This window comes from Nonomuraea sp. NPDC050540, assembly GCF_044457485.1.
Taxonomy (GTDB): domain Bacteria; phylum Actinomycetota; class Actinomycetes; order Streptosporangiales; family Streptosporangiaceae; genus Nonomuraea.
Genome location: NZ_JBITHA010000007.1, coordinates 291,402 through 314,730, shown reverse-complemented (window position 1 = coordinate 314,730; position 23,329 = coordinate 291,402). Strand labels below are relative to the sequence as shown.

Genomic DNA, 23,329 nt, shown 5'->3' with positions numbered 1-23,329 from the left:
AGGGGGATGGCGATGGGCTTGTGGATGGTGGGGATGCTGATGGCGCTCCTGCCGGTGGTGCCGGGTCCCGAGCCCGGGTTCGTGCGCGCCGAGGGGACCCGGCTGACGCTTGACGGCCGGCCGTACGTCATGGCCGGGCTGAACGTCTACAACGCCGCCAGCGAGGGAAACTGCTGGTATCCCATGTCGCTGGGCAGGTCGCTGCGCCAGATGCGGGGCAACGTCATCCGCGTCTGGTTCTTCCAGCGGCTGGCCACCAAGGACGGCAGGCGCGACTGGCGCGCGCTCGACCGCATGCTGGCCACAGCGCGCAGGCACGGGGTGAAGGTGCTGCCCGTGCTGACCGACCAATGGGGCAAATGCGAGTGGAGCGGCTACAAGACCGAGAGCTGGTACCGCAGCGGCTACCGCGAGATCGACCCCGGCGGTACCGTCTCCTACCGCGACTGGGTGGCCGAGGCCGTACGGCGCTACCGCCACGACCCGGCGATCGCGATGTGGACGCTGGTGAACGAGGCGGAGGCCAAGCCGGCCGACTCCGCCGAGTGCGGGCCGGGCGCGACCGAGGCGCTGCGCGACTTCGCCGACGACGTGGGCGCCGTGGCCAAGGCCGCCTCGCCCGCGCACCTGCTCACGCTCGGCACGATGGGCGGCGGCCAGTGCGGCACCGCCGCGCAGAACTACCAGGAGGTCTACGCCTCACCCGCGCTGGACGTGTGCGAGTACCACGACTACCACGAGCCGGACCAGGCCATCCCGGGCAACCGGTTCGACGGGCTGGCCATCCGGCTGGCGCAGTGCAGGGCGCTGGACAAGCCGTTGTTCGTGGGCGAGGCGGGGATCGACCCGAAGGAGACCGGCGGGCTGCGCGGCCGGGCCAGGGCCTACGCGGTCAAGATGTCGGCGCAGTTCGCGGCGGGCGTGGTCGGGTTCGTGGTCTGGGCCTGGTGCGACGCCGGGCGTACGGACGGCGACGCCTTCGTGGTGAGGCCGGGCGACCCCGTGCTCAAGGTCCTGGACAAGTGGACCCGCCGGAAGCCCCGGTTGTGACCTGGGCGTTTCGGCGGCAGGATGGCGGGGTGCAGTCCTGGGCGAGAATTGTCTGTGTGGTTCTGGTGGTCGCGCTGGTGGGGGGTGCGCTGCTCGCGGCGGTCAACGCCGTGGTCGGGTCGCTCTGAGCGTCAGCGGCGGTGGCCAGGACGATGGTGCTGTCGGGATACGGGCGCACCGGGATCAGGTGGTCGCCGATCCGGATGGACTCCAGGCCGAGGTCTTCGGCGTGCCGGGCATGCTCGCGCACGCCGGCGCTCTCGTCCACGCCGGACGGCGGCAGCGTGACGCCAAGCTTGAGCACGGTGTTCTCCCTTGATCAATGGACGCTGGGCCCAGCCTGCGACCTCAAGCCAGGTGGAGGTCAATCCCGGCGCAGGACGGTCGCGGCGATGGCCGCCCCGGCGAGGGCGCAGCCGGCGGCGGTCAGCATCGTGAGGGTCTGGGCGCCGGTGAAGGCCTCCCTGGCGGCCGTGGCGAGGGCGGCGTCGAGACGTACCGTGTCGTGGGTGAGGGTCGCGGCCAGAGAGGCGCGCGCGGCGTCGGGGACGGCGGCGGGCAGGCCCGTGCGGTAGGTGGCGGCGAGCAGGCTGCCGAGGACGGCGACGCCGAGCGCGATGCCGAGTTGCTGGTGGGTGTCGTTGAGCGCCGAGCCCATGCCCGCGCGCTCCGGCGGGACGGCGCCGAGCACCGTGGTCGTCGTGGACGGTCCCGCCAGCCCGGTGCCGGCGCCCGCCAGAAGGAGTCCGGCGGCGACGAGAGGGTAGGAGCTGCCGGGGGTGAGGGCGGCGAGGAGCGCGAAGCCGGCGGCGGTGATCGCGAATCCGATGACGATCGTGGCGCGGGGGCCGATGCGGGAGGGCACGCGGGCGCCGGCCGCCGAGCCGAGGACGGTGCCCGCGGCCAGTGGCATCACCGCGAGCCCGGCCCGCAGGGCGTCGTAGCCGAGGACGAGCTGCAGGTACTGGGTGAGGACGAACAGCGCGCTGCCGGTGCCGACGGTGAGCAGGGCGGCCGCGGCGCTGCCTCCGGCGAAGCGCCGGTCGCGATAGAGCGAGAACTCGACGACCGGCGTGCTCGCCCGCCGCTGGCGCAGGACGAAGGCGGCGAGGGCGAGGACGGCGGCCCCGGCGCAGGCGAGGACGAGCGGCGAAGGGCGGCCGTGCTCGCCGAGCGCGATGATGGCGGTGGTCAGGGCGACCATGCCGGCGGTGACCAGTGCGGCGGCGAGGGGGTCGACGGGGCGGGCGCGCGGGTCGCGCGACTCGGGGACGAGCCACAGGATCGCCGGTACGGCCACGCCGGCGAGCGGCACGTTGATCAGGAAGACGCCCGCCCAGCTCCAGGCGTCCACCAGGTAGCCGCCGAGCACCGGCCCCGCCGCCATCGCGACGGAGGCGGCCGCCGCCCACACGGCGAAGGCCTTGGGCCGTTCGCGCGCGGGGAAGACCTGGACGAGGACGGCCAGCGTGGCCGGCATGACCAGGGCGGCGCCGACGCCCATGAGCGCGCGGGCGCCGATCAGCCACCACGTCGAGGGCGCGGCGATGGCGGCGGCGGAGGCCAGGCCGAGCACGGTCAGCCCGATGACCATGGCGCGCCGGCGGCCGTAGCGGTCGGAGGCGGCTCCCGCGGCGATGAGCAGCCCGGCGAAGACGATCACGTAGGCGTCGACGATCGCCTGTTGCTGCGCGGCGGTGGCGCCGAACGCGGCGGTGATCGCGGGCAGGGCGACGTGCAGGACGGTGTTGTCCATCACGATCACCAGCAGCGCCGCGCAGATGGCGATCAGGATCGCCCAGCGTCGCGGATGGCCTTCCATGCTTCCTCCTACAGTGTTGGGTTAATCCAACAGTGTAGGGCTACTAGCATGGGCGCATGAGCCCCAAGCGTCCGCAGGGCGCCGGTACGATGCCCGGCGGCGTCTGGCTGCGCGAGCCGCCCGCCCCGCAGCGCTCGCCGTCGCTGACCCGCGAGCGGATCGTGGCCGCCACGGTCGGGACGCTGGATCGCGACGGCATGGCGGGGCTGAGCATGCGGCGCCTGGCCGAGGCGCTGGACGTGCACGCCACGAGCCTCTACTGGTACGTGGCGACCCGGGACGAGCTGTTCGACCTGGCGCTGGACGAGGTGTTCGGCGAGGTCGCGCTGCCCGATCACGTGTCCTGGCGGGAGGATCTCGCCGCGTTCATGGACGGGCTGCGGGCCGCGCTGCTGCGGCATCCGTGGGCGGGGCCGCTGGCCAGCAGCCGTCCGCTGATGGGGCCTCATGCTCTGGCGCGGGCCGAGTTCGTGCACGCGGCCCTGGTCTCGGCCGGGTTCTCCGGGCTCAACCTGTCGGCGGCGGCCGCGGCCGTCAGCAACTACGTCATCGGCACGGCCTCGGTCGAGGCGGCCTGGCGGCAGGAGGACCAGGGTGGCTCCCGCCGCGCGCTCGGCGAGCACATCCAGCGGCGAGCCGCCCTCTATCCGGTGCTCGCCGCGCACCCGCCGGGCGCCGACGCCGGCTGGGACGCCCACTTCACGCGGGGCATGGACTTCGTCCTGGCGGGCCTGGAGTCCTATCGATCCTGAGGGCCCGCGTCGTCAGCGGTGGCGGGCGCGGGCCATCTCCCACAGGTCCATGCCGTCGATCGCGATGACCTCCATGCCGAGGATGTCCATCCCGGCGTACACGATGTCGCGGGGTGCGCGGCGGCCCGCGATGGGCAGGTCGTCGGGGATCCCCGCGTTCAGGTCCTCGACCACGAACTCGCGCCCCGCCTCCGTCACCGTCTGGCGGCGCAGGATCCTCCACTCGCCGTCCCGGCGTTCGAACACGTCGACGTAGCGGCCTTCCAGCTGCTGGTCGAGCAGGCGGCCCGAGCCGTCGCCCAGTTCCATGCGGTGCAGCACGTACCACTGGCACTCGGCGAACGCCCGGTCCCCGTCCAGCTCGATGATCGGGTTGGTGATGGAGTGCTGGGAGGTGCGCAGCTCGGCGAGCAGGGAGATCACGTAGTCGGCGAAGGCGTGGGCGTTGCCGTTGAAGAACCAGTGGCAGTCGACGGCGTCAGGCCAGTAGCAGGACTTGAACAGCTCCAGGTCGCACCGGTCGGCGCCGCGGGCGTAGCGGTGGAGCACCTCGCGGATCGCCTCGCGGTCCTCCAGGGTCTGCAGGCGGTGGAGAAGGTCGTCACTCGTCATGGATTCCACTCCTATGTCGATCAGCACAGGATGTTATAGCTAGCATAGGTGGCGTGGGCGTGACAACCTGGGTAACCAAAGGGTTCCCCAGTCTCCGAAAAGTGCGTTCTTCCATGTCAGCCGCCACTCTCTTACGGTGTCCGAGTAACCACGAGAGAGTACGGAGGCGGGCATGCCCATCACCTTGGTCAACCCCAGCGGACTGCCGGAGATCGACGCCTACCGGCAGGTGTCGATCGCGACCGGGACGAAGATGGTCTTCGTCGCCGGCCAGGTGGCCTGGGACGGCGGCGACCTCGCCGCCCAGGTCGAGCAGTGTTATCTGAACGTCGCCACCGCCCTGGCCGGAGCCGGCGGCACCTTCGACGACGTGGCGAAACTCACCGTCTACGTCGTCGACTGGACCCCGGACAAGATGCCCCTGTTCCTGGAGGGGGTGGCGCGGGCGGCCGCGAAGCTGGGCGGCACGCCGGTGCCGCCCGGGACGTTGATCGGCGTGGCGGCGCTGGACGTACCGGAGCACCTGGTCGAGCTTGAGGCGGTCGCGGTCCTCGACTGATCCGGTGCCCGCTTGACGCCCGTTCGCCGCGCGGAGATCCTTCAGGCGGATCGGCGGAAGGACGGCCCTGCATGCACTCTCCACCCGCGGCGGCCGAGCCCGCCGGCCAGGCCCAGGCGGGTGGGCGGGGCTCCCTGGGCTGGCGCGACCCGCTGTTCCTGGCCTCGCGGCCCAGCCGGGAGCGGGTGTGCAGGTTCGTGGCGATGCTCCTGCTGTTGCAGCGGGCCAGCTACCTGCTGCCGGCCGGCGCGAGCCTGCTGGCCGCCGAAGCCCTGTTCGCCGACCGCGGCCGCAACGCCGCCCTGCTGGCCCTGGCGCTGGCGTGGAACGTGACGTTGTTCCGCTGGGTCGCCCGCCGCGGCTGGTTCGCGCCGCCGGCGGTGGTCATCGACGTGGCGGCCACCTGCGCGTTCATGGTGGCGGTGACGGGCGCGTGCCTGCCGGGTTCCGCCGCGTGCGTGTCCAACTGGTCCTCGCACGCCCTGCTGGCGACGGGCGCGCTGATCGGCGCGGTCAGCCGCCGCGCGATCCACTTCGCCGCACTGGTGCCCCCGATCATCGTGTACGCGTTCGCGCACGCCGCCGACCTCGGCCAGCGTTACCCGTTCCTGCTGGAGCTGGCCGTCCGGGTCAACAGCTATGTCTGGTTCGCGATCATCGTCTTCTTCATCCGCCGCTACCTGGCCGCCCAGGCCACGCGGCTCGACGGCCTGGCCGAGCAGCGGCTGGCCACGGAGGCGGCACGGGTGGCGGAACGGGTGGCCGAGCACGCCAGGCTCGCCCACTTCCGGCAGCTGCACGACACCGTGCTGGCCACGCTGACCGCGATCGCCCGCGGCGGCCTCGACCACCACACCGAGGAGGTACGCCGCCGGTGCGCCTCCGACGCCTCCTATGTCCGGGCCCTGATCAGACAGGAGGCCGCGGGACCCGCCAACGGGCTGAGCAACGGCCTGGCGCGGGCGGTGGCCAGGGCGGCGGGCCTGGGACTGTGCGTGCGCTACGCCGCCGAGTCGCTGCCGGAGGACCTGCCCACGGCGGTGTCGGTGGCCATGGCGGAGGCGGCCGAGGAGGCGCTCAACAACGTGGCCAGGCACTCCGGCGAGCGGGAGGCCTGGCTCACCGCGGTCGAGGTGGACGGGGTGGTCACCGTACGCGTGGTCGACCGCGGCCGCGGCTTCGCCCCGGACCTGACCGAGCCGGGCTACGGGCTGCGCTCCTCGGTCGCCGGGCGGATGGCGGAGGCGGGCGGCAGCGCGGAGGTCATCACGGCCCCCGGTGAAGGGGTGTGCGTGGAGCTCCGGTGGCCAGGCCGTCCTCTCTGACCCGGGTGGCCAGCTCCAGCTTGGTGTAGGCGGGACGGCCGGCCTTGCGGTACTTGTCCTTGACGCGCTCCAGGTAGTTCTTGGCGGTGCCCGGCTGCACCCCGGCGCTTCTGGCGGCGGCGGCCAGCGTCATGCCGGAGGCGTAGGCGAGCAGGACGGCGCGTTCCTGCGGGGACAGCACGGGCCGTTCGCCGTCGCGCGCCGCCAGCCAGCCCAGCGCCAGTTCGGGCGACAGGGCCACCCCGTCCTCCGCCACCTCCCTGACCTTCGCCAGCAGGGCGGCCAGGTCGTGGTCCTTGGTGAGGTAGCCGCAGGCCCCGGCGTCGATCATCTGCACGGCCATGTCGCCCGAGGTCACCACGCTGACCACGAGCACCCGCCGATGCAGGCCCGCCAGCGTGCGCACGTTCTGGACGGGGTCGGAGCCGTCGGCGAGCAGCAGGTCCAGCAGGACCACGTCGGCGGGGGCGGGTTCGGCGCGCAGAAGCTCGGGGACGGTCGCGGCGCACGCGGTCAGCCGGACGTCGGGTACGCCTTCCAGCCATGCCGCCAGTCCGTCGATGAGCATGCGGTCATCGTCAATCACAGAAAGGGTGATCACTCCTGTCTTTCCCATATCCGGAATGTCGTGTCAAGTGCGCAGTTATGACGCCTATCGGTGACGGACCCGGCGGCAGAACATGGCGCCAAGTCCGAGAAGGGAGCAAGCATGACCGTCACGCTCGAGAGGGCCGAAGAGATCATCCTCGCCTGGAGGACGGGCGAAGAGCCCGACAGCCCCGTCGGCCCCCTGCTGCCCGGCATGTACGTCGAATCCGAGATCACCATGACCGGCCCCGGCCACTCAGGAAAGTGCGGGACCGCCTGCTCGGGCTCGCGTACCCGTTACTGCTGCTGAGCGGGGACGGGAGCATATGGCCGGTGAGTTCGATCCCCCGCTGGACCCGCTGATCGCGGCGCCGCTGGCCGGTCTGGAGGCCCGGCTGGGGTCGCTCACCGGCCTCGCCGCGGCCGAGCGCGCCGCCATCCTGGCCGGCTCCGCGCAGTGCGTCGAGGAGGACGTCCGCCGCAAGATCACCAGAGTGCTGGTGCTGGAGCTGAACGCCGCGCGCCTGTCCGGGCGGCTGAGCGCCGCGAACTCCGAGGAACGCTGGCTGGAGTGGAAGGACGCCGTGGCGCGACCGGCGTTCTGGCAGGCGCTGGCGGGGCCGTACCCCGGCATGATGGCGCGGCTCATGACGGTGATCCGCAACCGCTGCGCGGCCGCGCATCGTTTCGCCGAGCGCTTCGCCGCCGACCGCGCGGCGCTTTCCACCCTGCCCGGCGCGCCGGAAGGAGAGCTGGAGCACGTCGAGTTCGGCGCGGGCGACAGCCACCGCGGCGGGCAGAGCGTCATCCTGCTGCGCGGCGCGGACGGCCGCGTGATCTACAAGCCGCGCTCGCTGGCCGTGGACGCGGCGCTGGCCGAGCTGCTCACGCACCTCGGCGTGTCGGCCATGCGCGTGCCCGCGGTCGTGACCAGGCAGGAGTACGGCTGGGCCGAGCACATCGGGCACCGCCACTGCGCCGGAGACGGCGAACTGCGCGCCTTCTACACCGGGATGGGCCACTGGCTGGCCCTCATGCGCCTGCTCGGCGGCAGCGACCTGCACGCCGAGAACCTCATCGCGGCCGGCCCCCAGCCCGTCGTCGTCGACTGCGAGAGCCTGTTCGCCCCGCACGCCAAGGCCCGCCCCTCCGGCTACGGCCAGGCCGTCGACCTGGCCGTGGAGCTGGTGGACGCCTCGGTGATGCGGACCGGCCTGCTGCCGGGACGCGGCGTGGCCCTGGGCTGGCGCGGCGTGGACATGTCGGCCGCCGGAGCGCTGCCCGGCCAGCAGCCGCGGGTCGAGCTGCCCGTCGTGCTCGGCGCCGGCACCGACGCCCCCCGCATGGGGACGGAACTGGTCGACCTGCCCCCGGCGGCCAACCACCCCAGCCCCGAGCTGGTGCTCGGCCACTACTGGGACGCGATCATCGCGGGGTTCGACGAGCTCGACGCCCGTCTGGCCGACCTGGACCGCTCGGGCAAGCTGGAGCCGCTGCTGGCGGGCTTCGCCGACTGCCCGGTCCGCGCGGTGCTGCGCTCCACCGAGTCCTACGCCGAGCTGGGCCGCATGCTGTGGCACCCGGTCGCGCTGCACGACGAGGCGGGCGCCCGCGCCAAGGCCGCCGCCCTGCTGGCCAAGATGTCGGAGAACGTCCCCGGCGCGCCGGGAGACGCCGCCATCATCGCCGCCGAGGTGGACGAGCTGTGCCACGGCGACATCCCGATGTTCGACACCACGCCGCGTGCCGGCATGCTGCGCGGCCCTGCCGGCACCCGGTGCGGGCCCGAGCTGGACCTGGTCGCCGACGCGGTGGCCCGCTGGCGGGCCCGCGACCACGCCCTGGACCGCGGGGTGGCGCAGGCGGCCCTGGTCAGCGCCTACCTCAACGAAGGCTGGATGCCGGAGGACCAGGGGCTGTCGCCCGGCGTGATCCGTACCGACCGGCTGGAGTCGCGCCGCAGGACCGCCGCGGCCGGCATCATGCGCGGCGTGCTCGACAGCGCCGTGCGCGGCGGCGACGGCACCGTCACCTGGATCACGCCCCTGCTCACCCCCACGGGCTGGGCCGTGCAACCCCTGGCCGCCGACCTGTACGGCGGGGCCCACGGCGTCGCGATCCTGGTGAGCGCCTACCTGACGGAGAGCGCGGCGGGCAGGGCCGACCCCGTCGACGACCTGGACGGCCTGCGGGCGGCACTGCTGCGCACCATCCGCCTGGCCGAGGACCGCGACGCCGAGAAGCGGCAGGAGGGCATTCCGTTGCGGCCCGAGCCGCCCGGAGCCTACCTGGGCATCGCCTCGCAGGTGTGGGGCTGGCTGCTCCTGCGCTCGCTCGGCGCGGTGGGAGACGAGGCGCTGGAGCGCGCCCGCGCGCAGGCGGCCCTGCTGCCCCCGGCGATCGAGGCCGACGACGCCTACGACCTGCTGGCCGGGATGGCCGGCGCCATCGTCCCCCTGCTCAGCCTGGCCGCGCGGACCGCGGAGGTCCGCTGGAGCGAACTGGCGGCATCGATCGGCGCCCGCCTGGCCGGCCTCGCCGAGCACCGGGAGGGCGGCGTCTGCTGGCCCAGCCCCCGCTTCCCCCAGGGGCTCGGCGGCCTCGCGCACGGCGCCACCGGCATCGGCTGGGCGCTGTCGCGCCTGCCGGGAAGGCGCGAACTGGCCGACGCCGCCTTCGCCTACGAGGACACGCTCTACGACCACGGCCAGCGCGGCTGGCTCGACCTGCGCGGCGACGGCCACACCGCCGCCGCCTGGTGCCACGGCGCCGGCGGGGTCGGCATCGTCGCCGCCGACCAGCTCGCCCGCCAGGGCGGCGACCTGTGGCGCGAGCGCCTGGCCAGAGCCGCCGCCTCCTGCTGGGCCGACGGCACCGGCTGGAACCACACGCTCTGCCACGGCGACCTCGGATCCTGGGAGGTGATCGAGCACGCGCGGGCCGCCGGGGTCGCGCCGGTCGGGCGCGAGGCCCTGCTCGCCCACATCCTGGGCAGCCTGGAGACCAACGGCCCGATCAGCGGCCTGGCCAGGGACGCCTTCGCGCCCGGTCTGCTGCCCGGCCTCGGCGGGGTGGCCTACCAGCTGCTGCGTACGCACCCGGGCAGCGCGCTGCCGTCCGTCCTGCTCCCGGACCTGGAGTGAGATCGCGTGGAGGATGACCTCGTCGCCCCCTACTGGCACCTGGACCGTCCCGACCCGGCCTCGCGGCGCACGTTGCGCCGCCTGCCCGCGCTGACCGCGCCCGTGCTGCGCCTCATCTGGCACAGCGGGCGCCGCCCGGCGCTGGTCATCCTCGCCCTGCAGCTCGCCGCGGGCGCCGCGACGGCCAGCGGGCTGCTGGCCACCGCCTCGGTGCTCGACGACCTGCTGGCCGAGGGCGCCGCGCCGGAACGGCTGGCGGCCGCCGTGCCCGGCCTGGCGCTCGTCGCCGCGATCGTGGCGCTGCGCGCGGCGGCGGAGGCCGCGGTCGAGCTGGCCAGGGCGCGGCTGGAACCCGCGCTGCGGCGGGCCGCCGAGGAACGGCTGTTCGCCGCCGCGCTCGGCGTGCAACTGGCCGACTTCGACGACGTCGACTTCTACGACGGCCTGCACCGGGCCCGCGACCGCGGCCTGTTCCACCTGGACCGCGCCGTGGCCAACACCATCGACCTGCTCGGCGCGGCCTGCGGGGTGACCGCGGCCGCCGCCGGGCTGGCCGTCCTGCATCCAGTGCTGGTGCCGCTGCTCGTGCTCAGCGTGATCCCCGAGGGATGGGCGGTGCTCAGGGCGGCCCGGCACGGGTACGGCGGCATGCGCGAGATGGTCACGCTCAACCGGCGGGTCGACATGCTGGCCGACCTGGCGACGGAACGCGAACCGGCGGCCGAGGTGCGGGCCTGCCAGGCGCAGCCGTACGTGCTGGACGAGTACCGGCAGGTGGCGAACCTTCTGCAGAGGACCGAGACCCGGGTGGGCCTGTCCATGGCCCGGGTCAGGGCGGCGGGGCGCGCGGCGGGCGGGCTGGCCATGGCCGGGGTGCTGGCCGTACTCGGGCTGATGCTGCACTCCGGGTGGATCGCGCTGGCCGCGGCCGGGACGGCCGTGATCGCCGTGCGGGTGGCCGCGACCGCGCTCAAGCAGCTCGCCCAGGCAGCCAACCAGCTGTTCGAGCAGTTCATGTACGTGGCCGACTACCACGACTTCCTCGCCGACGCCCATGCCCGCCGCGCCCCTTCCGGCGGTACGGCGGCGCCCCGCTCACCGGAACGCCTCACGCTGCACGGCGTCGGTTTCACCTACCCGGGCAGCTCGAACCCGGCGCTGCGCGACATCGACCTGACCATCCACGCGGGCCAGACGATCGCGCTGGTCGGCGAGAACGGCTCCGGCAAGACCACGCTGGCCAGGCTCCTGGCCGGCCTCTACCGTCCCAGCACCGGCGCCCTGCGCTGGGACGGCCTCGACACCGCCGGCCTGGACCCCGCCTCGCTCGCCGACCGGGTCGTGCTGGTGCCGCAGCACCCGCTGCGCTGGCCGCACGACGCCAGGACCAACGTCCGCATGGGCCGCCACGACCGTGCCGACCCGCATGACCACGCCCTGCGCGAGGCCGCCGCGCTGGCCGCGGCCGACGACGTGGTCGCCGAGCTGCCGGACGGCTGGCGGACGCTGCTGTCGAAGCAGTTCAGGGGCGGCCACGAGCTGTCGGCGGGGCAGTGGCAGCGCCTGGCGGTGGCCCGCGGCCTGTTCCGCGACGGCCCCCTGCTCATCTGGGACGAGCCGACCGCACCCCTGGACGCCAAGGCCGAGTACGCCGTGTACGAGACGCTCCGCAAGATCGCGGGGGAGCGGACCGTGGTGCTCATCACCCACCGCCTGACCAGCGTCAGGCACGCCGACCGGATCGTCCTGCTGCACCGGGGCCGCGTGGCCGAGCAGGGCACCCACGACGAACTGCTCGCCCTGAACGGCCGCTACGCCGAGCTGTACGCCCTGCAGACCGGCAGGGCGGCACGCCGATGAGGCTGATCCAGCCGGGCGAGCCCGGCTACCAGGCCAGGCGCAAGGCGTTCCTCGGCACGCCCACCGAGCGGCTGCCCGCCCTCATCGCCTGCTGCGCCACGGAAACCGACGTCGTGGCCGCCCTGGACCTGGCGCGCTCACGCGGGATGCCGTTCGCGCTGCGCGGCGGCGGCCACAGCTTCGCCGACCACTCCTCCACCACCGGCCTGCTCATCGACCTGTCCGGTCTCAAGACCATCCAGACCGGCGCGGACGTGGTCAAGGCCGGCGCGGGCGTACGCGTCGGCGAGCTCGCCGGGACCCTCGCCGGGCACGGCCGGCTGGTCCCGTGCGGCTGGTGCCAGGACGTCGGCGTGGTCGGCGCGGTGCTCGGCGGCGGCTACGGCGTGCTCAGCCGCCTGTACGGCCTGGGCGCCGACCACCTGCTCGCCGCGCGCGTGGTGCTGGCCGACGGACGGATCACCGACGCGCCGGAGGACCTGCTGTGGGCGCTGCGCGGCGCGGGCGGCGGCAACTTCGCCGTCGTCACCGAGGTCACGCTGCGCACCCGCCCCATCGTGCCGATCACCGTCGTCCAGGCCATCTGCCCGTACGCCCGCGCCGCCGACCTCGTCGAGGCCTGGCAGCACCACCTGCCGGAGGCGCCCGACGAGGTGAACCTGGAGATCGCGGTCATCTGCGGCGACGAACCGGAGGAGGAGCCCTACGCCGTGCTCTTCGGCGCCGTCGCCGGGACGAGGGAACAGGCCCGCAAGATCCTCGCCGACCTCCCGCCCCTGGAACAGGTCACCCTCACACCCCTGGACGGCCCGGCCGCCGCCCGCCACCACGCCTACGCCGACGGCGGCGCGGGCGCCGTCACCGATCTGCCGCCGGGCGAGCGCCCCGGCCTGCGCCTGAACAAGTCGGGCTTCTTCCCCGGCAGGCTGCCCCGGGCCGCCATCGACGACCTGCTGGAACGGCTGGCCGCCGACCGCGTCTACGGCGAGATCCGCGACCTGGAGTTCGTCCCCTGGGGCGGCGCCATCGCCCGCGCGAGCGGCGGCGCCTTCGCCCACCGCACCCCGCGCTTCCTGCTGAAGCAGTCCGTCCAGGTGGGCTTCCGCGCCACCGACGCCCGCAGGCACGAGGCCCACGCCTGGCTGTGCGCGTCCTGGGCACGGCTGTCACCCTGGACACGTGGCGTCTACCCCAACTACCCCGACGCCGACCTGCCCGGCTGGCCCGCCGCCTACCACGGCGCGAGCCTGGAACGCCTGAGAGAGGTGAAGGCAGCCTACGACCCCGGCGGATTGTTCGCTTTCGCGCAGTCACTGTGACCGGCCGGTGCCGCACGGTGGGAGACTTGCCCGCATGACCGGTCCGCAGGTGTCCTTCGACGACGTCCTCGCAGCGCAGGAACTGCTCGCCGCGGTGACCGTGCGCACCCCCGTGCTGCCCTCGCGGGTGCTGTCCGACCTGGCCGCGGGCCCCGTCCACCTCAAGTGCGAGAACCTGCAGCGATCGGGCTCGTTCAAGGCGCGTGGGGCGTACGTCCGCATCGCCGGGCTCACCGAGCCGGAACGCGCCCGCGGCGTCGTCGCGGCCAGCGCCGGAAACCACGCCCAAGGCGTCGCCCTCGCCGCCGGTCTCGTCGGCGCCAAGTCCACCGTGTACATGCCGGAGGGCGCCGCGCTGCCCAAGGTCGAGGCCACGCTCGGCTACGGCGCCGAGGTACGGCTGGGCGGCCGCTCCGTCGAAGAGGCGCTGGCCAGGGCGCACGAGCACGCGGCCGAGACCGGCGCCGTCGTCATCCACCCCTTCGACCACCCCGACGTCATCGCCGGTCAGGGCACGATCGGCATCGAGATCCTCGACCAGCTGCCCGACACCGCCACCATCGTCGTCCCGATCGGCGGCGGCGGGCTGGCCGCCGGGCTCGCGCTGGCCGCCAAGTCGCTGCGGCCCGGCATCACGGTGGTCGGCGTGCAGGCCGAGCGGGCCGCCGCCTACCCGCCGTCGCTGGCAGCGGGGCGTCCGGTGCTGCTGGAGCCGTACCCGACGATCGCCGACGGGATCGCCGTCGGGCGGCCCGGCGACCTGCCGTTCGAGCTGATCCACTACCTGGTGGACAAGGTCGTCACCGTGACCGAGGAGGAGATCTCCAAGGCGCTGGTGCTGTGCCTGGAGCGGGCCAAGCAGGTCGTCGAACCGGCCGGGGCGGTCGGCGTGGCCGCGCTGATGGCCCATCCTGGGGCGTTCGAGCCGCCGGTGGTCGTGCTGCTGTCCGGCGGCAACATCGACCCGATGCTGCTGGCCCGCGTGCTGCGGCGCGGCCTGGCGGCGGCCGGACGCTACCTGGCGGTGCGCGTGCGCCTGCGCGACCGGCCGGGCGCCCTGGCCGCCTTGCTGACCGATCTGGCGGCGCTGCGCGTGAACGTGCTGGACATCGTGCACGAGCGCGTGGGCTCCGGTCTCGACGTGGACGAGGTCGAGGTGCAGTTGCAGCTGGAGACCCGCGGCCCCGACCACGCCGAGGACGCGCTGGCGGCGCTGCGCAGGGACGGCCACCGGCTGGTCCTCGGCTGAGGCTAGGCGCAGGTCTTCGCGGCCGGGGCGCAGTGGGTGACCTCGGGGTGGCGTGGCGAGGGCCGTTCCAGGAGGGGCTGGGGCTTGGCGCGCAGGTGCAGGTCGAGGAAGGCGCGCACATAGGTGCGGGTGAGCTCCGCGGAGCGGGCCGCCGTCAGCGTGCCGGGCGGTTCCACGCCGAGCGCGCCCGCCAGGAGCGGCACGTCGGTGAACGACTGGTGGTCGCCGGCGGGCAGGACGAGCCAGCGCTTCCAGCCGGTCAGCAGCTTCCAGTCGCGATCCCAGGAGATGTCGCGGCCACCCGGCTTGTGGCCCGCCGAGCCCAGGAACAACATCGGCCGCGCCAGCCCGCCCTTGGGGATGCGGGCGTAGGTGGTGCCGTCCATGTCGATCCCGGCGCGTACCCGGGAGTCCTTCACCATGGCCGCCACGGCCCCGGCCCCGCCCATCGACTGGCCGGCCATCGCGATCTTGGACGGGTCGATCAGCGAGGAGCCCTTCCACGCGGGCCCGTCGCCGGTCAGCCGGTCGAGCACGAAGGAGACGTCGGCCGCCCGGATCCCGGTGACCTTCGTCCCGAAGCCGAAATCGGTGTCGGCGTCGCAGGCCACGCAGTCGGCGACGCGCCCGCCGGGAAAGGTCGTCGCGTAGTTCTCGTAGGTGTGGTCGACCCCCGCCACCACGTACCCGTGGCTGGCCAGGTCCTCGGCCAGAGCCGTGAGCGTGCTCCTGGGCATCGTGAACCCGGGGGAGAGCACCACCAGCGGCAGGCTCCCGTCCCGCCCGGCCGGCGTCGCGTCCGCGAAGGCGTGGGTGCGCGTCCTGCTCAGCACGTCGTACGGCGAGCCGGTCACCCGCTTTCCCTTCAGGGTCAGCTCCGACTCCTTCGCGCTCATGTACGGCACCGGCCGCCCGGAACGCTCCCGGGCCGGATACCACACGGTGACCATGAGCTCCCTGGCCTTCCTCTCGGGAACCCACGGATCGGGCCGCGAATCGTCGGTCAGATGCAGCATCGTGGCTCCCACCGGATACGCGCCCGTGGGCGCGGGCAGCGCGGCGGGCCCGCTCGCCTTCGGCGGACCGGCCCCGGCCGACCGGGGCGCGGCCGGCGCCGAGCAGGCCGAGACGGCCAGCACCACGAGCCCGGCGGCGAGCCCACCTCGCAGCAGCGGCTTCAGGCTCATCACGCACGTCCTCCCGGCAGCAGGGTCAGGGCTTTGGCCAGGGCGGCGTCGCGCCCCGCCGCGACGTCCTCCGGAGTCTGCGGCACATGGTGGTCGGGCGCGACGCCCACCCGGTCGATCACCTCGCGGTTGGGCGCCAGGTGGTGCTTCGACGGCAACGACAACATCGTGTTGTTGCTCAGCAGGTACCCCTGCGCCGGCCCCGACACCGCGCCCGCGCTCCGCGTCCCGACCAGCTTGCCGAGCCCGAGGTCCTTGACCGCGGCGCTGAAGTGCTCGCACGCCGAGGCGCAGGCGCGGTCGGTGAGCACCACGAACGGCAGGCCGAGCAGAGCGACGCCGTCATCGGTGCGCATGGTCTCGCAGGCGCCGTCGGGCGCGCACTGGTAGGCGGTGACCTTGCCGTGCGCGAACGCGCCCAGCAGCCGGTTCACCTCGTCGGGGCTGCCGCCGCCGTTGCCGCGCAGGTCCAGGACCAGACCGGCGAGCCCGCGGCCGGTGTTCAGCCTGGAGATCGCCTTGAGCACCCGGTCGGCGGAGTCGGGGCCGAAGCCGCGCAGCCGTACGTGGGCGATGTCGCCGCCGAGCCGTTCGGCGGTGACGGTCTGCAGGGCGGCGGGGTCGGGCCGGAACAGGCCGGGCTTCAGCGTCACCTCCCGGCGGCGGCCGGTGTCCTGGCGCAGCACCCGCAGCCGGACCGGGCCGGCCTGCGGATAGCGCGGGTACAGGGCGGTGATCGCGGCGGGGGTGACGTCCGTGCCGACGAAGGGGGCGGAGCCGTTCACCGACTCGATGATGTCGCCGGGCCGCAGCCCGGCGCTCCTGGCGGCGCCGCCCAGCACGGACGCGACGAACAGCGGGGGCAGGGCGATGCCGGGGTTGCCGGCTGTCTGAGGGCCGAGGTTCGGCCTGAACCCCAGGCCGTACTGCTCGTCGTCGTAGGAGCTGGGCGCGCGCCGCGTGCCGTGCGCCCAGCGGGCGTGGTTGTCGTCCAGGGCGGCGACGATGGCCTCCAGGGTGGCGGCGGCCAGCCGCTCGCGCAGCTTCGCGTCCTGCGGCAGCAGGTCGGTGAGGCGCCGGAACAGCTTCTCGAACGCCGCCCAGTCGGCCGTCCGGTCACCGCTCATCGCCGGCAGGGTGGCCTCCGCCAGGTCGTGCCCGTCGCGGTTGAGTTCCTGGGTGAAGGCGACGAATCCGGCGTTCAGCAGCGTGCGGTGGTCCAGCGTGGCGCCGCTGTAGTAGGTGGACAGGATGCAGAGGTAGGCCTGCTCGATGACGTCGACGGTGGTGGGCGTCTCGGCGGCGGGCGGTGCGCCGCGTGGCGGCTCGGCGCACGCCGGCGAGCCGGTGGCGCTCACCACGCCGGGCACGGCGCGCGGCGGCGTCTGGCCCGCGCAGGCCGCCGTCAGCAGCAGGACGAGCCCTGCGGCCACGGTCTTCGCGCTCATGACAGGCGCCTCCTGATCCACCAGAAGCAGAAGCCCGCCAGGCCCAGCGTGAGCAGGGCGTAGGCGCCGGTCTCGATGGCCTGGAAGGTCCAGAACCGGGCGAAGGGGTGGTAGGTGGCCTGCTGCCGGTAGCCCAGCCGGTTGACCTCGGCCAGGCAGCCCTCCATCCCGCCTTCTCCCGGCGCCGCCATCGAGGGCGGCGCGCACGGCCCCGAGGTCACGGAGACCGGAATGACGGTGCCCGCGTCGTCGCTGATCATCGGGCGGCCGGAGGGGTCGACGAGCCGGCTGGACAGGACCCAGGCGCCGGTGTGGCCGGGGATGGCGTTGTCGAGGGCGACCCGGGGACTCGTTCCGTCGCGGGGCAGGCCGAAGACGTCCACGTTCTCCTGGCTGAGCGGGAAGGCCGAGGTGACCGGCGGCTGCAGGTGGGGCCTGGCCAGCAGCGGCACGACGAACTGGAGCGCGGCGAAGACGGCCAGGGTGACGGCCATCGCGGTGAGGGTGCGGCGCAGGAGCATCCCGGCGGTCACGCCGAGGACGAAGGCGAAAGCGGCGTACCCCATGGGGACGATGCCGCGCGCGCCGAACACCAGCGGGTCCATCAGCGCGAACCCCGGCGCGGCGGACTTGTCCAGCGGGCCGGACCACCACGTCACCGCGAGGCTGCCCAAACCGGCGGCGGCCACGGCGGCGAGGCCGATGACGGTGAGCTTGACGGCCAGCCAGCGGGCGCGGGTGATGCTCTGGTTCCACACCAGCAGGTGCGTGCCGGCCTCCAGTTCGCGGGTGATCAGCGGCGCGCCCCAGAACAGGCCGGCCAGGGCCGGCAGGACGACGCCGACGGCGGTGACCAGGACGAAGGGGGTCTGGTACTCCTCGAAGAACCGGTCGAAGAAGCGGGCGCAGCCGCCGCGCTCGCCGGTGCAGGCGGCGATGCCGGCGGAGTACTCCGCGGCCAGTCCGGGGCCGGTCACGGCCAGGACGGCGGCCAGGGCGAGCAGGGCCGCGCCCATCATGGCGGCGGCGCCGCGGAACTGCCGCCAGGTCAGCCAGATCATCGCTGGACCTCCAGTGCCGCGCGCCGGGGCTCGGCGGGCTTCTCCATGTAGGCCAGGACGAGGTCCTCCAGGCTGAGCCGGCTGACCGTCCAGGCGGGGTCGTGGATCGGGGACTCGGTGCGCACGATGAAGGTGCTCTGCCGGTCGGTATGTCTCGCGCTGACGATCTCCTGGTCGGCGGGCAGCCGGTCGGGGTTGCGGCGGGGGCCGGTGAGCCGGTGGTGGGTGGCCAGGAGCCGCTCGGCCTCGCCCGCCACCCTCACCCGCGAGTCGACCAGCACGATCAGGTAGTCACACGTACGTTCCAGGTCGGCGACCAGGTGGGAGGAGAGCAGAACACTGAGTTCGTGCTCGACGACCGCCTCCATCAGGCCCTGCAGAAACTCGCGGCGGGCCAGCGGGTCGAGCGAGGCGACGGGCTCGTCCAGGATCAGCAGCTGGGGGCGCTTGGCCAGGCCCAGCGTGAGGGCGAGCTGGGCGCGCTGGCCCCCCGACAGCCGGCCCGCCTTGTGGGCGGGGTCGAGGCCGAGCGCGGCGATCCGGTCGCGGGCCAGTCCGGCGTCCCAGCCGGGGTTGAGCCGGGCGCCCAGCCGGAGATGGTCGGCGACGCTCAGCCCGGCGTAGACGGGGGTGTCCTGGGCGACGAATCCCACCTTGGCCAGCTGGGCCGGACCGGCGGCGGGCAGGCCCCCGAGGACTGTGATGCCGCCCGACGTCGGTGCCAGCTGGCCCGCGGCCATCTTCAGCAGTGTCGTCTTGCCGGCGCCGTTGGGGCCCACCAGCCCGACGACGTGCCCGGCCGGGATGTCGATGGTGCAGTCTCTGAGGGCCCATCGCCGGCCGTACCTCCTGCCCAGCTCCTGGGCCTGCAGGACAGCGGTCATGCTATGTCCTCCTGAGCGGCGGTCCGAAAGGTGTTCATGAACAGGGCCTCGATGCTCTCGTCGTCGAGACCGGCCAGGCGGGCCTTGGCCAGCCAGATCCGCAGCTCCCTGCGCAGCGGCGCGTGGGCGGCCAGCGAGGCGTCGGTCAGCGTCCTGGTGACGAAGGTGCCGACGCCCGGCCGGGCCGCCACCAGACCCTCGTGCTCAAGCTCCCGGTAGGCCTTGAGCACCGTGTTGGGGTTGATCGCCAGGTTCGCGACCACGTCCTTCACGGTGGGGAGCTGGTCGCCTTCGCGTAGCAGGCCCAGCCGGAGCGCCTGCCGTACCTGCTGGACGATCTGCAGGTACGGCGAGACGCCCGAGCGGCCGTCCAGGTGGAACTCGATCACCGGTTCTCCCATTTATCTAGTCTCCTAGCACTTTAGGCTAATGGATGTTAAGTCCGTGTAAGTAGTGCTCGTATAGGATTTGCGATAATCTCGGGGCCGTGTCACACGTGGTGATCGTCACGGGCGGCGGGAGCGGCATCGGCGCGGCCGTGGCCAGAGCGGCGGACGCCGGAACGCGGGTCGTGATCTGCGGGCGGCGCAGGTCGGCCCTGGACCGGGTCGCGGCGGAGACCGGCGCGCTGCCGATCGTCGCCGACGTCACCTCCGAGCAGGACGTCGGCGCGCTCGTCGCCGAGGTGGTCGCGACCTTCGGGCGGCTGGACGGCGTGGTGGCCAACGCCGGGGTGATGCGCTCGGGCACCGTGCTCACGCTGACGCCCGAGGACTGGGAGACCAGCCTGCGCACGAACCTCACCTCCGGCTACCTGCTGGCGCGGGCGGCGCTGCCGCACCTCATCGCCGCGTCGGGGGCGTTCGTCGCGGTGAGCTCCATCGCGGCGCTGCGGGCGCCCGCGGGCGCTTCGGCCTACGCCGCCTCCAAGGCCGGGCTCACGATGCTCACCCAGACGATCGCCGCCGACTTCGGCCCCCAGGGCGTGCGGGCGAACGTCGTCTGTCCCGGCTGGGTGCGCACCGAGATGGCCGACGAGGAGATGCGCGAGTTCGGGCAGCCGCTGGGGCTCGACCGCGAGGAGGCCTACGCCGAGATCACCAGGCTGGTGCCCCAGCGCCGGCCCGCCGCTCCTGAGGAGGCGGCCGCCGCCGTGGTGTGGCTGCTGAGCGGCGCTGCCTCCTACGTCAACGGGGCGGTGCTGACCGTCGACGGTGGCACCACCCTGCTCGACCCGGGCACGCTGGCCTTCGACTTCACCATTCGCCCGCGTGGCGGCTGAGCCGGTACTCGTGGGGCGCCAGCCCGTACCCCGCCTTGAACACGCGGCTGAAGTGCGCGGCGTCCGTGAACCCCCAGCGCGCGCCGATGGCGCGCACCGCCACCTCGCCTGAGCCGGGGTCGAGCAGGTCGCGGCGGCAGCGCTCCAGGCGCAGGTCGCGGATGTACCTCGACACCGTGACGCCCTCGGCGCGAAACAGCTTGTGCAGGTATCCGGGGGAGATGTGGCAGGCCGCGGCGATCGTCTCCGGCCGGAGCCCGGGGTCGCCGAGGCGTGCCGCGATGACCGCCTTGACCCGCTCGCGCAGCAGCGGCGCCGGAGCGGTGGCGTGTTCGCCCAGGCGGGACGCGTACAGCGTGGCGACGAGGTCGACGACGTTGTCGGCCAGCCGCGCCGCGGGCGCGCCGCCGATCTCGTCCAGGTGACCGGCCAGGTTCACCAGCAGCGGGCAGACCACGCCGCCCAGCCCTCGCCCGCCCGCGATCCGCCGCGCGGTGACCTCGCGCATCGCCCGCTGCGGCAGGCGCAGCTCGCCGTGCGGGAACATCACCACGATCACCCTGCACGTCCCGTCGAAGACGACCTGGTACGGCCGGCTCGTGTCGTAGATCGTGAGGTCGCCGGGCAGCAGGGGAGTGTCGCGGCCGTCCTGCCGGATCCGCACCCGGCCGCTGACCGGCAGGCTCAGCTTGTAGAAACCGGGGCCGGCCGAGCTCCTGATGTGCCGGTCGGTGCGTTCGGCGCGGTGCGGCCCGGCGCTCACCTCGGTGACGAGGACGTGGCCGATCCTGCGGCCGGTGATCTCGCCGGAGCAGCCCCGCCGGAACGCGAAGTCGAGCGGGACGAAGGAGCGCGCGACCGTGTGCCGCCAGAGCTCTTCGCGATCCTGCGCCGGGACGTCGCTCGTCCGGAGCCTCATATAGGAAACCGTACATGAACAGGCAACGAATGGACCCTCCCGGACAAGGCGCGATCGGCGCCTCGCGTTCATGCTCAGGTCATGACGATCACACTGGAGGGCTCCTCTCCGCCCCGGCTGCGCACCCCGGGCCGGCTGTTCATCGGCGGCACGTGGCGCCCGGCGGCCGACGGCCGCGAGTTCGCCACCCTCGACCCGGCGACCGGGGCCGAACTGGGCACGGTCGCCGCCGCCGGTGCGGCCGACGTCGGCGACGCCGTGGCCGCGGCCCGGACGGCGCTGCACGACCCCGCCTGGGCGCGCATGTCCCCGTCGGCGCGCGGCCGCCTGCTGTGGCACCTGGCCGACCTGATCGAGGCCCACGACGACGAACTGGCCCGCCTGGAGAGCCACGACCAGGGCCAGCCGCCCGGCGTCGCGCGGGAGATCTCCGTCCGGGGCACCGCCGAGCACTTCCGCTACTTCGCCGGCTGGGCCACCAAGATCGAGGGCGCGACGATCCCGGTGTCGCTGCCCGACGTCCTGCACTACACCCGCCGCGAACCGGTGGGCGTCTGCGCGCTCATCACGCCCTGGAACTTCCCGCTCATGATCCTCGCCTGGAAGCTCGCACCGGCGCTCGCCTGCGGCAACACGGTCGTGATCAAACCGGCCGAGCAGACGCCGCTGACCGCGCTGAAGCTGATGGAACTGTGCGAGCAGGCCGGATTCCCCGCCGGAGTCGTCAACCTCCTGACCGGCGGCCCCGATACCGGCGCGGCCCTGGCCGCCCACCCCGGCGTGGACAAGGTGTCGTTCACCGGCTCCACCGAGACCGGCCGCAGCATCCTGCGGGCCTCGGCGGGCAACCTGGCCCGCGTCACCCTCGAACTCGGCGGCAAGACCCCGGTGATCGTCGCGGCCGACGCCGACATGGAACGGGCGGTGACCGGGTGCGTCCAGGGCGCGATGTTCAACAGCGGCCAGGTGTGCGCGGCGTACTCGCGCTTCTACGTCGACGCCCGCCGGGCCGCCGAGTTCACGGAACGAGCCGCCGACCTGGCCGGGCAGGTCGCCTTCGGTCCCCTGATCAGTGCGGAACACCTGGACCAGGTCGACCGCCGCGTACGCGAGGGCGTGGCCGCGGGCGCCTCCCTGCTGACCGGCGGCGCCCGGGTGGACGGTCCCGGCTACTTCTACCGGCCCACCGTCTTCGCCGGGGTCGCCGACGACATGAGCATCGCCAGGGAGGAGATCTTCGGCCCGGTGATGTCCGTCCTCACCTACGACGACCCGGCCGAACTCGCCGAGCGCGCCAACGACAGCTCCTACGGCCTGGCCGCCTCCATCTGGACCGACGACCTGACCACGGCCCACCGGCTGGCGGCCGACATCCGAGCCGGAACGGTCTTCGTCAACATGCTCCACACCCCCGACCCGGCGGCGCCGTGGGGCGGCTTCAAGAGCAGCGGTTTCGGCCGGGAGATGGGGGCGTACGCGCTGGAGGTCTACACGGAGGTCAAGGGCGTCTACATCAATCTCGCCGCCCGCTGAGCGTGTCCCGCCGCATTGACTTCGAGTGACGTGGCTGTGAAGCTCACAGCGAGAGAGCGCTCTCACGCCGAGTCCGCCACCCCGGCTCGGCGAGCGTTTCGCCGGCGCCTGGTTCGACGCCGCCCAAGGACGGCTCGCCGTCGACTACGGCGGCGGCGCGCTCGTCCACCGCAAGTGCGTGGACGTCAAGGACCGGGGCGGCAGTGGGGCGGCGCCGATCCAGTACGAGTGCCACGGCGGCGCGAACCAGAAGTGGTGGCGCGGCTGATCTGTTACCTCCTCCCGCCCGCTCCCGTCATACAGCCGACGACTCGTCGACCTTCAAGGGAGCTGAGAACAGGATGCTGACCACCATCATGTACGTGACGGTCTACGTCACCGACCAGGACCGCGCGCTGACGTTCTACACCGAAGGGCTCGGACTGGAGAAGCACGCCGACTATCCGGGCCCTGACGGACGTTTCCTCACCGTGGGCGTCCCCGGAAACCCCGTCAAGATCATTCTTTGGAAGCACGCGCCCGCCTCGGGACAACCGGCCGAGCCGGGAGTCGCGCCCGGCCCGCTCATCCTCGAGTCGGACGACCTGAGGAAGGACTTCGAGGTCTTCCGCCGGCGAGGCGTGAGCTTCGACGCGCCCGAGCCGGTGGACTACCCTTTCGGCGTTCGCATCGAGGCGGTGGACCCGGACGGCAACCGGATCTCCCTCCGCCAGCAGCGCCGCTGATCCGGGAAAGG

The 23,329-nt window shown here is 73.5% G+C and carries 22 protein-coding genes; 12 read left to right on the top strand and 10 right to left on the bottom strand.

The genetic code is table 11. From position 1 onward, the window contains the following. The first annotated feature begins 6 nt into the window (after window positions 1-6). Window positions 7-1,050 (top strand): hypothetical protein, encoded by a 1,044-nt coding sequence (locus ACIBI5_RS25760; protein WP_397250884.1) that lies wholly within the window; start codon window positions 7-9, stop codon window positions 1,048-1,050. On the opposite strand, the gene ACIBI5_RS25755 is transcribed toward ACIBI5_RS25760, so the two are convergent. Beyond that, window positions 1,007-1,354 carry a hypothetical protein gene (locus tag ACIBI5_RS25755; RefSeq protein ID WP_397250882.1) on the bottom strand — a complete coding sequence of 116 codons (348 nt, stop codon included), beginning with the start codon at window positions 1,352-1,354 and terminating at the stop codon, window positions 1,007-1,009. The two genes, ACIBI5_RS25760 and ACIBI5_RS25755, sit on opposite strands and share 44 nt — an antisense overlap. Window positions 1,355-1,414: 60 nt before the next feature. Beyond that, window positions 1,415-2,872, bottom strand: a complete 1,458-nt coding sequence (locus tag ACIBI5_RS25750; RefSeq protein WP_397250880.1) for an MFS transporter — start codon at window positions 2,870-2,872, stop codon at window positions 1,415-1,417. A gap of 56 nt (window positions 2,873-2,928) precedes the next feature. Here ACIBI5_RS25750 and ACIBI5_RS25745 point away from each other — a divergent pair, with 56 nt between their 5' ends. Next, complete coding sequence (locus ACIBI5_RS25745; RefSeq protein WP_397250878.1) at window positions 2,929-3,624, top strand: TetR/AcrR family transcriptional regulator; 696 nt, start codon at window positions 2,929-2,931, stop codon at window positions 3,622-3,624. Between the two features lie 12 nt (window positions 3,625-3,636). Here the strand turns inward: ACIBI5_RS25745 and ACIBI5_RS25740 are convergent, their stop codons facing one another. Beyond that, the gene (locus ACIBI5_RS25740; RefSeq protein ID WP_397250876.1) at window positions 3,637-4,236 is read right to left on the bottom strand and encodes a nuclear transport factor 2 family protein; all 600 of its coding nucleotides are present in this window, start codon (window positions 4,234-4,236) and stop codon (window positions 3,637-3,639) included. Between the two features lie 172 nt (window positions 4,237-4,408). On the opposite strand from ACIBI5_RS25740, the gene ACIBI5_RS25735 reads away from it, so the two are divergent. Both ACIBI5_RS25735 and ACIBI5_RS25730 read left to right on the top strand, forming a co-directional pair. Then, complete coding sequence (locus ACIBI5_RS25735; RefSeq protein ID WP_397250874.1) at window positions 4,409-4,795, top strand: RidA family protein; 387 nt, start codon at window positions 4,409-4,411, stop codon at window positions 4,793-4,795. Window positions 4,796-4,866: 71 nt separating this feature from the next. Beyond that, window positions 4,867-6,120, top strand: coding sequence for a sensor histidine kinase (locus ACIBI5_RS25730; protein ID WP_397250872.1), 1,254 nt, complete (start codon window positions 4,867-4,869; stop codon window positions 6,118-6,120). Here the strand turns inward: ACIBI5_RS25730 and ACIBI5_RS25725 are convergent. Next, on the bottom strand, window positions 6,062-6,736 hold the full coding sequence (locus tag ACIBI5_RS25725) for a response regulator (RefSeq protein WP_397250870.1): 675 nt from the start codon (window positions 6,734-6,736) through the stop codon (window positions 6,062-6,064). The two genes, ACIBI5_RS25730 and ACIBI5_RS25725, sit on opposite strands and share 59 nt — an antisense overlap. 93 nt (window positions 6,737-6,829) lie before the next feature. Between ACIBI5_RS25725 and ACIBI5_RS25720 the strand changes: the two genes are divergently transcribed. Genes ACIBI5_RS25720 through ilvA form a run of 5 tightly spaced genes read left to right on the top strand, consistent with a single transcriptional unit; the run spans window position 6,830 to window position 14,279 of the window. Continuing rightward, entirely contained in the window at window positions 6,830-7,018 is a 189-nt protein-coding gene (locus ACIBI5_RS25720; RefSeq protein WP_184964695.1) for a DUF6229 family protein, read from the top strand. A gap of 16 nt (window positions 7,019-7,034) precedes the next feature. Next, window positions 7,035-9,851 carry a type 2 lanthipeptide synthetase LanM family protein gene (locus ACIBI5_RS25715; protein ID WP_397250868.1) on the top strand — a complete coding sequence of 939 codons (2,817 nt, stop codon included), beginning with the start codon at window positions 7,035-7,037 and terminating at the stop codon, window positions 9,849-9,851. A gap of 6 nt (window positions 9,852-9,857) precedes the next feature. Beyond that, window positions 9,858-11,711 (top strand): ABC transporter ATP-binding protein, encoded by a 1,854-nt coding sequence (locus ACIBI5_RS25710; protein ID WP_397250866.1) that lies wholly within the window; start codon window positions 9,858-9,860, stop codon window positions 11,709-11,711. Continuing rightward, window positions 11,708-13,030: an FAD-binding oxidoreductase gene (locus tag ACIBI5_RS25705; RefSeq protein WP_397250864.1), complete on the top strand. Its 1,323-nt coding sequence runs from the start codon at window positions 11,708-11,710 to the stop codon at window positions 13,028-13,030. The genes ACIBI5_RS25710 and ACIBI5_RS25705 overlap by 4 nt, the downstream gene beginning before the upstream one ends. A gap of 34 nt (window positions 13,031-13,064) precedes the next feature. Further along, window positions 13,065-14,279, top strand: a complete 1,215-nt coding sequence (ilvA, locus tag ACIBI5_RS25700; RefSeq protein WP_397250862.1) for a threonine ammonia-lyase — start codon at window positions 13,065-13,067, stop codon at window positions 14,277-14,279. Between the two features lie 2 nt (window positions 14,280-14,281). Here ilvA and ACIBI5_RS25695 read toward each other — a convergent pair whose 3' ends face one another. From ACIBI5_RS25695 to ACIBI5_RS25675, 5 genes are read right to left on the bottom strand one after another with little or no spacing between them, the layout of a single operon-like run. After that, a complete protein-coding gene (locus ACIBI5_RS25695; protein WP_397250860.1) occupies window positions 14,282-15,466 on the bottom strand; it encodes an alpha/beta hydrolase family protein in 1,185 nt (394 codons plus the stop codon). Continuing rightward, window positions 15,466-16,914, bottom strand: a complete 1,449-nt coding sequence (locus ACIBI5_RS25690) for a S41 family peptidase (RefSeq protein WP_397250858.1) — start codon at window positions 16,912-16,914, stop codon at window positions 15,466-15,468. The genes ACIBI5_RS25695 and ACIBI5_RS25690 overlap by 1 nt, the downstream gene beginning before the upstream one ends. After that, window positions 16,911-17,975 carry an ABC transporter permease gene (locus ACIBI5_RS25685; RefSeq protein ID WP_397250856.1) on the bottom strand — a complete coding sequence of 355 codons (1,065 nt, stop codon included), beginning with the start codon at window positions 17,973-17,975 and terminating at the stop codon, window positions 16,911-16,913. The genes ACIBI5_RS25690 and ACIBI5_RS25685 overlap by 4 nt, the downstream gene beginning before the upstream one ends. Further along, window positions 17,972-18,859 (bottom strand): ABC transporter ATP-binding protein, encoded by an 888-nt coding sequence (locus tag ACIBI5_RS25680; RefSeq protein ID WP_397250854.1) that lies wholly within the window; start codon window positions 18,857-18,859, stop codon window positions 17,972-17,974. The genes ACIBI5_RS25685 and ACIBI5_RS25680 overlap by 4 nt, the downstream gene beginning before the upstream one ends. After that, complete coding sequence (locus ACIBI5_RS25675) at window positions 18,856-19,260, bottom strand: GntR family transcriptional regulator (RefSeq protein ID WP_397250852.1); 405 nt, start codon at window positions 19,258-19,260, stop codon at window positions 18,856-18,858. Before ACIBI5_RS25675 ends, ACIBI5_RS25680 begins: the two co-directional genes overlap by 4 nt. An 86-nt stretch (window positions 19,261-19,346) precedes the next feature. On the opposite strand from ACIBI5_RS25675, the gene ACIBI5_RS25670 reads away from it, so the two are divergent. After that, window positions 19,347-20,141, top strand: a complete 795-nt coding sequence (locus tag ACIBI5_RS25670) for an SDR family NAD(P)-dependent oxidoreductase (protein WP_397250850.1) — start codon at window positions 19,347-19,349, stop codon at window positions 20,139-20,141. Here the strand turns inward: ACIBI5_RS25670 and ACIBI5_RS25665 are convergent. Next, window positions 20,116-21,060 carry a helix-turn-helix domain-containing protein gene (locus ACIBI5_RS25665; RefSeq protein ID WP_397250848.1) on the bottom strand — a complete coding sequence of 315 codons (945 nt, stop codon included), beginning with the start codon at window positions 21,058-21,060 and terminating at the stop codon, window positions 20,116-20,118. The two genes, ACIBI5_RS25670 and ACIBI5_RS25665, sit on opposite strands and share 26 nt — an antisense overlap. A gap of 81 nt (window positions 21,061-21,141) precedes the next feature. Here ACIBI5_RS25665 and ACIBI5_RS25660 point away from each other — a divergent pair, with 81 nt between their 5' ends. Continuing rightward, window positions 21,142-22,593, top strand: a complete 1,452-nt coding sequence (locus ACIBI5_RS25660) for an aldehyde dehydrogenase family protein (protein WP_397250846.1) — start codon at window positions 21,142-21,144, stop codon at window positions 22,591-22,593. Between the two features lie 341 nt (window positions 22,594-22,934). Next, complete coding sequence (locus tag ACIBI5_RS25655; protein WP_397250844.1) at window positions 22,935-23,318, top strand: VOC family protein; 384 nt, start codon at window positions 22,935-22,937, stop codon at window positions 23,316-23,318. The last annotated feature ends 11 nt before the right edge of the window (window positions 23,319-23,329 follow it).

What these genes read in the sequence shown, in the direction of transcription:
- ACIBI5_RS25720 (WP_184964695.1), top strand. Translation starts at nt 6,830, where the DNA reads ATGACCGTCACGCTCGAGAGGGCCGAAGAGATCATCCTCGCCTGGAGG.
- ACIBI5_RS25745 (WP_397250878.1), top strand. Translation starts at nt 2,929, where the DNA reads ATGAGCCCCAAGCGTCCGCAGGGCGCCGGTACGATGCCCGGCGGCGTC.
- ACIBI5_RS25660 (WP_397250846.1), top strand. Translation starts at nt 21,142, where the DNA reads ATGACGATCACACTGGAGGGCTCCTCTCCGCCCCGGCTGCGCACCCCG.
- ACIBI5_RS25655 (WP_397250844.1), top strand. Translation starts at nt 22,935, where the DNA reads ATGCTGACCACCATCATGTACGTGACGGTCTACGTCACCGACCAGGAC.
- ACIBI5_RS25675 (WP_397250852.1), bottom strand. Translation starts at nt 19,260, where the DNA reads ATGGGAGAACCGGTGATCGAGTTCCACCTGGACGGCCGCTCGGGCGTC.
- ACIBI5_RS25730 (WP_397250872.1), top strand. Translation starts at nt 4,867, where the DNA reads ATGCACTCTCCACCCGCGGCGGCCGAGCCCGCCGGCCAGGCCCAGGCG.
- ACIBI5_RS25735 (WP_397250874.1), top strand. Translation starts at nt 4,409, where the DNA reads ATGCCCATCACCTTGGTCAACCCCAGCGGACTGCCGGAGATCGACGCC.
- ACIBI5_RS25705 (WP_397250864.1), top strand. Translation starts at nt 11,708, where the DNA reads ATGAGGCTGATCCAGCCGGGCGAGCCCGGCTACCAGGCCAGGCGCAAG.
- ilvA (WP_397250862.1), top strand. Translation starts at nt 13,065, where the DNA reads ATGACCGGTCCGCAGGTGTCCTTCGACGACGTCCTCGCAGCGCAGGAA.
- ACIBI5_RS25665 (WP_397250848.1), bottom strand. Translation starts at nt 21,060, where the DNA reads ATGAGGCTCCGGACGAGCGACGTCCCGGCGCAGGATCGCGAAGAGCTC.
- ACIBI5_RS25680 (WP_397250854.1), bottom strand. Translation starts at nt 18,859, where the DNA reads ATGACCGCTGTCCTGCAGGCCCAGGAGCTGGGCAGGAGGTACGGCCGG.
- ACIBI5_RS25740 (WP_397250876.1), bottom strand. Translation starts at nt 4,236, where the DNA reads ATGACGAGTGACGACCTTCTCCACCGCCTGCAGACCCTGGAGGACCGC.
- ACIBI5_RS25695 (WP_397250860.1), bottom strand. Translation starts at nt 15,466, where the DNA reads ATGAGCCTGAAGCCGCTGCTGCGAGGTGGGCTCGCCGCCGGGCTCGTG.
- ACIBI5_RS25685 (WP_397250856.1), bottom strand. Translation starts at nt 17,975, where the DNA reads ATGATCTGGCTGACCTGGCGGCAGTTCCGCGGCGCCGCCGCCATGATG.
- ACIBI5_RS25690 (WP_397250858.1), bottom strand. Translation starts at nt 16,914, where the DNA reads ATGAGCGCGAAGACCGTGGCCGCAGGGCTCGTCCTGCTGCTGACGGCG.
- ACIBI5_RS25715 (WP_397250868.1), top strand. Translation starts at nt 7,035, where the DNA reads ATGGCCGGTGAGTTCGATCCCCCGCTGGACCCGCTGATCGCGGCGCCG.
- ACIBI5_RS25760 (WP_397250884.1), top strand. Translation starts at nt 7, where the DNA reads ATGGCGATGGGCTTGTGGATGGTGGGGATGCTGATGGCGCTCCTGCCG.
- ACIBI5_RS25750 (WP_397250880.1), bottom strand. Translation starts at nt 2,872, where the DNA reads ATGGAAGGCCATCCGCGACGCTGGGCGATCCTGATCGCCATCTGCGCG.
- ACIBI5_RS25725 (WP_397250870.1), bottom strand. Translation starts at nt 6,736, where the DNA reads ATGGGAAAGACAGGAGTGATCACCCTTTCTGTGATTGACGATGACCGC.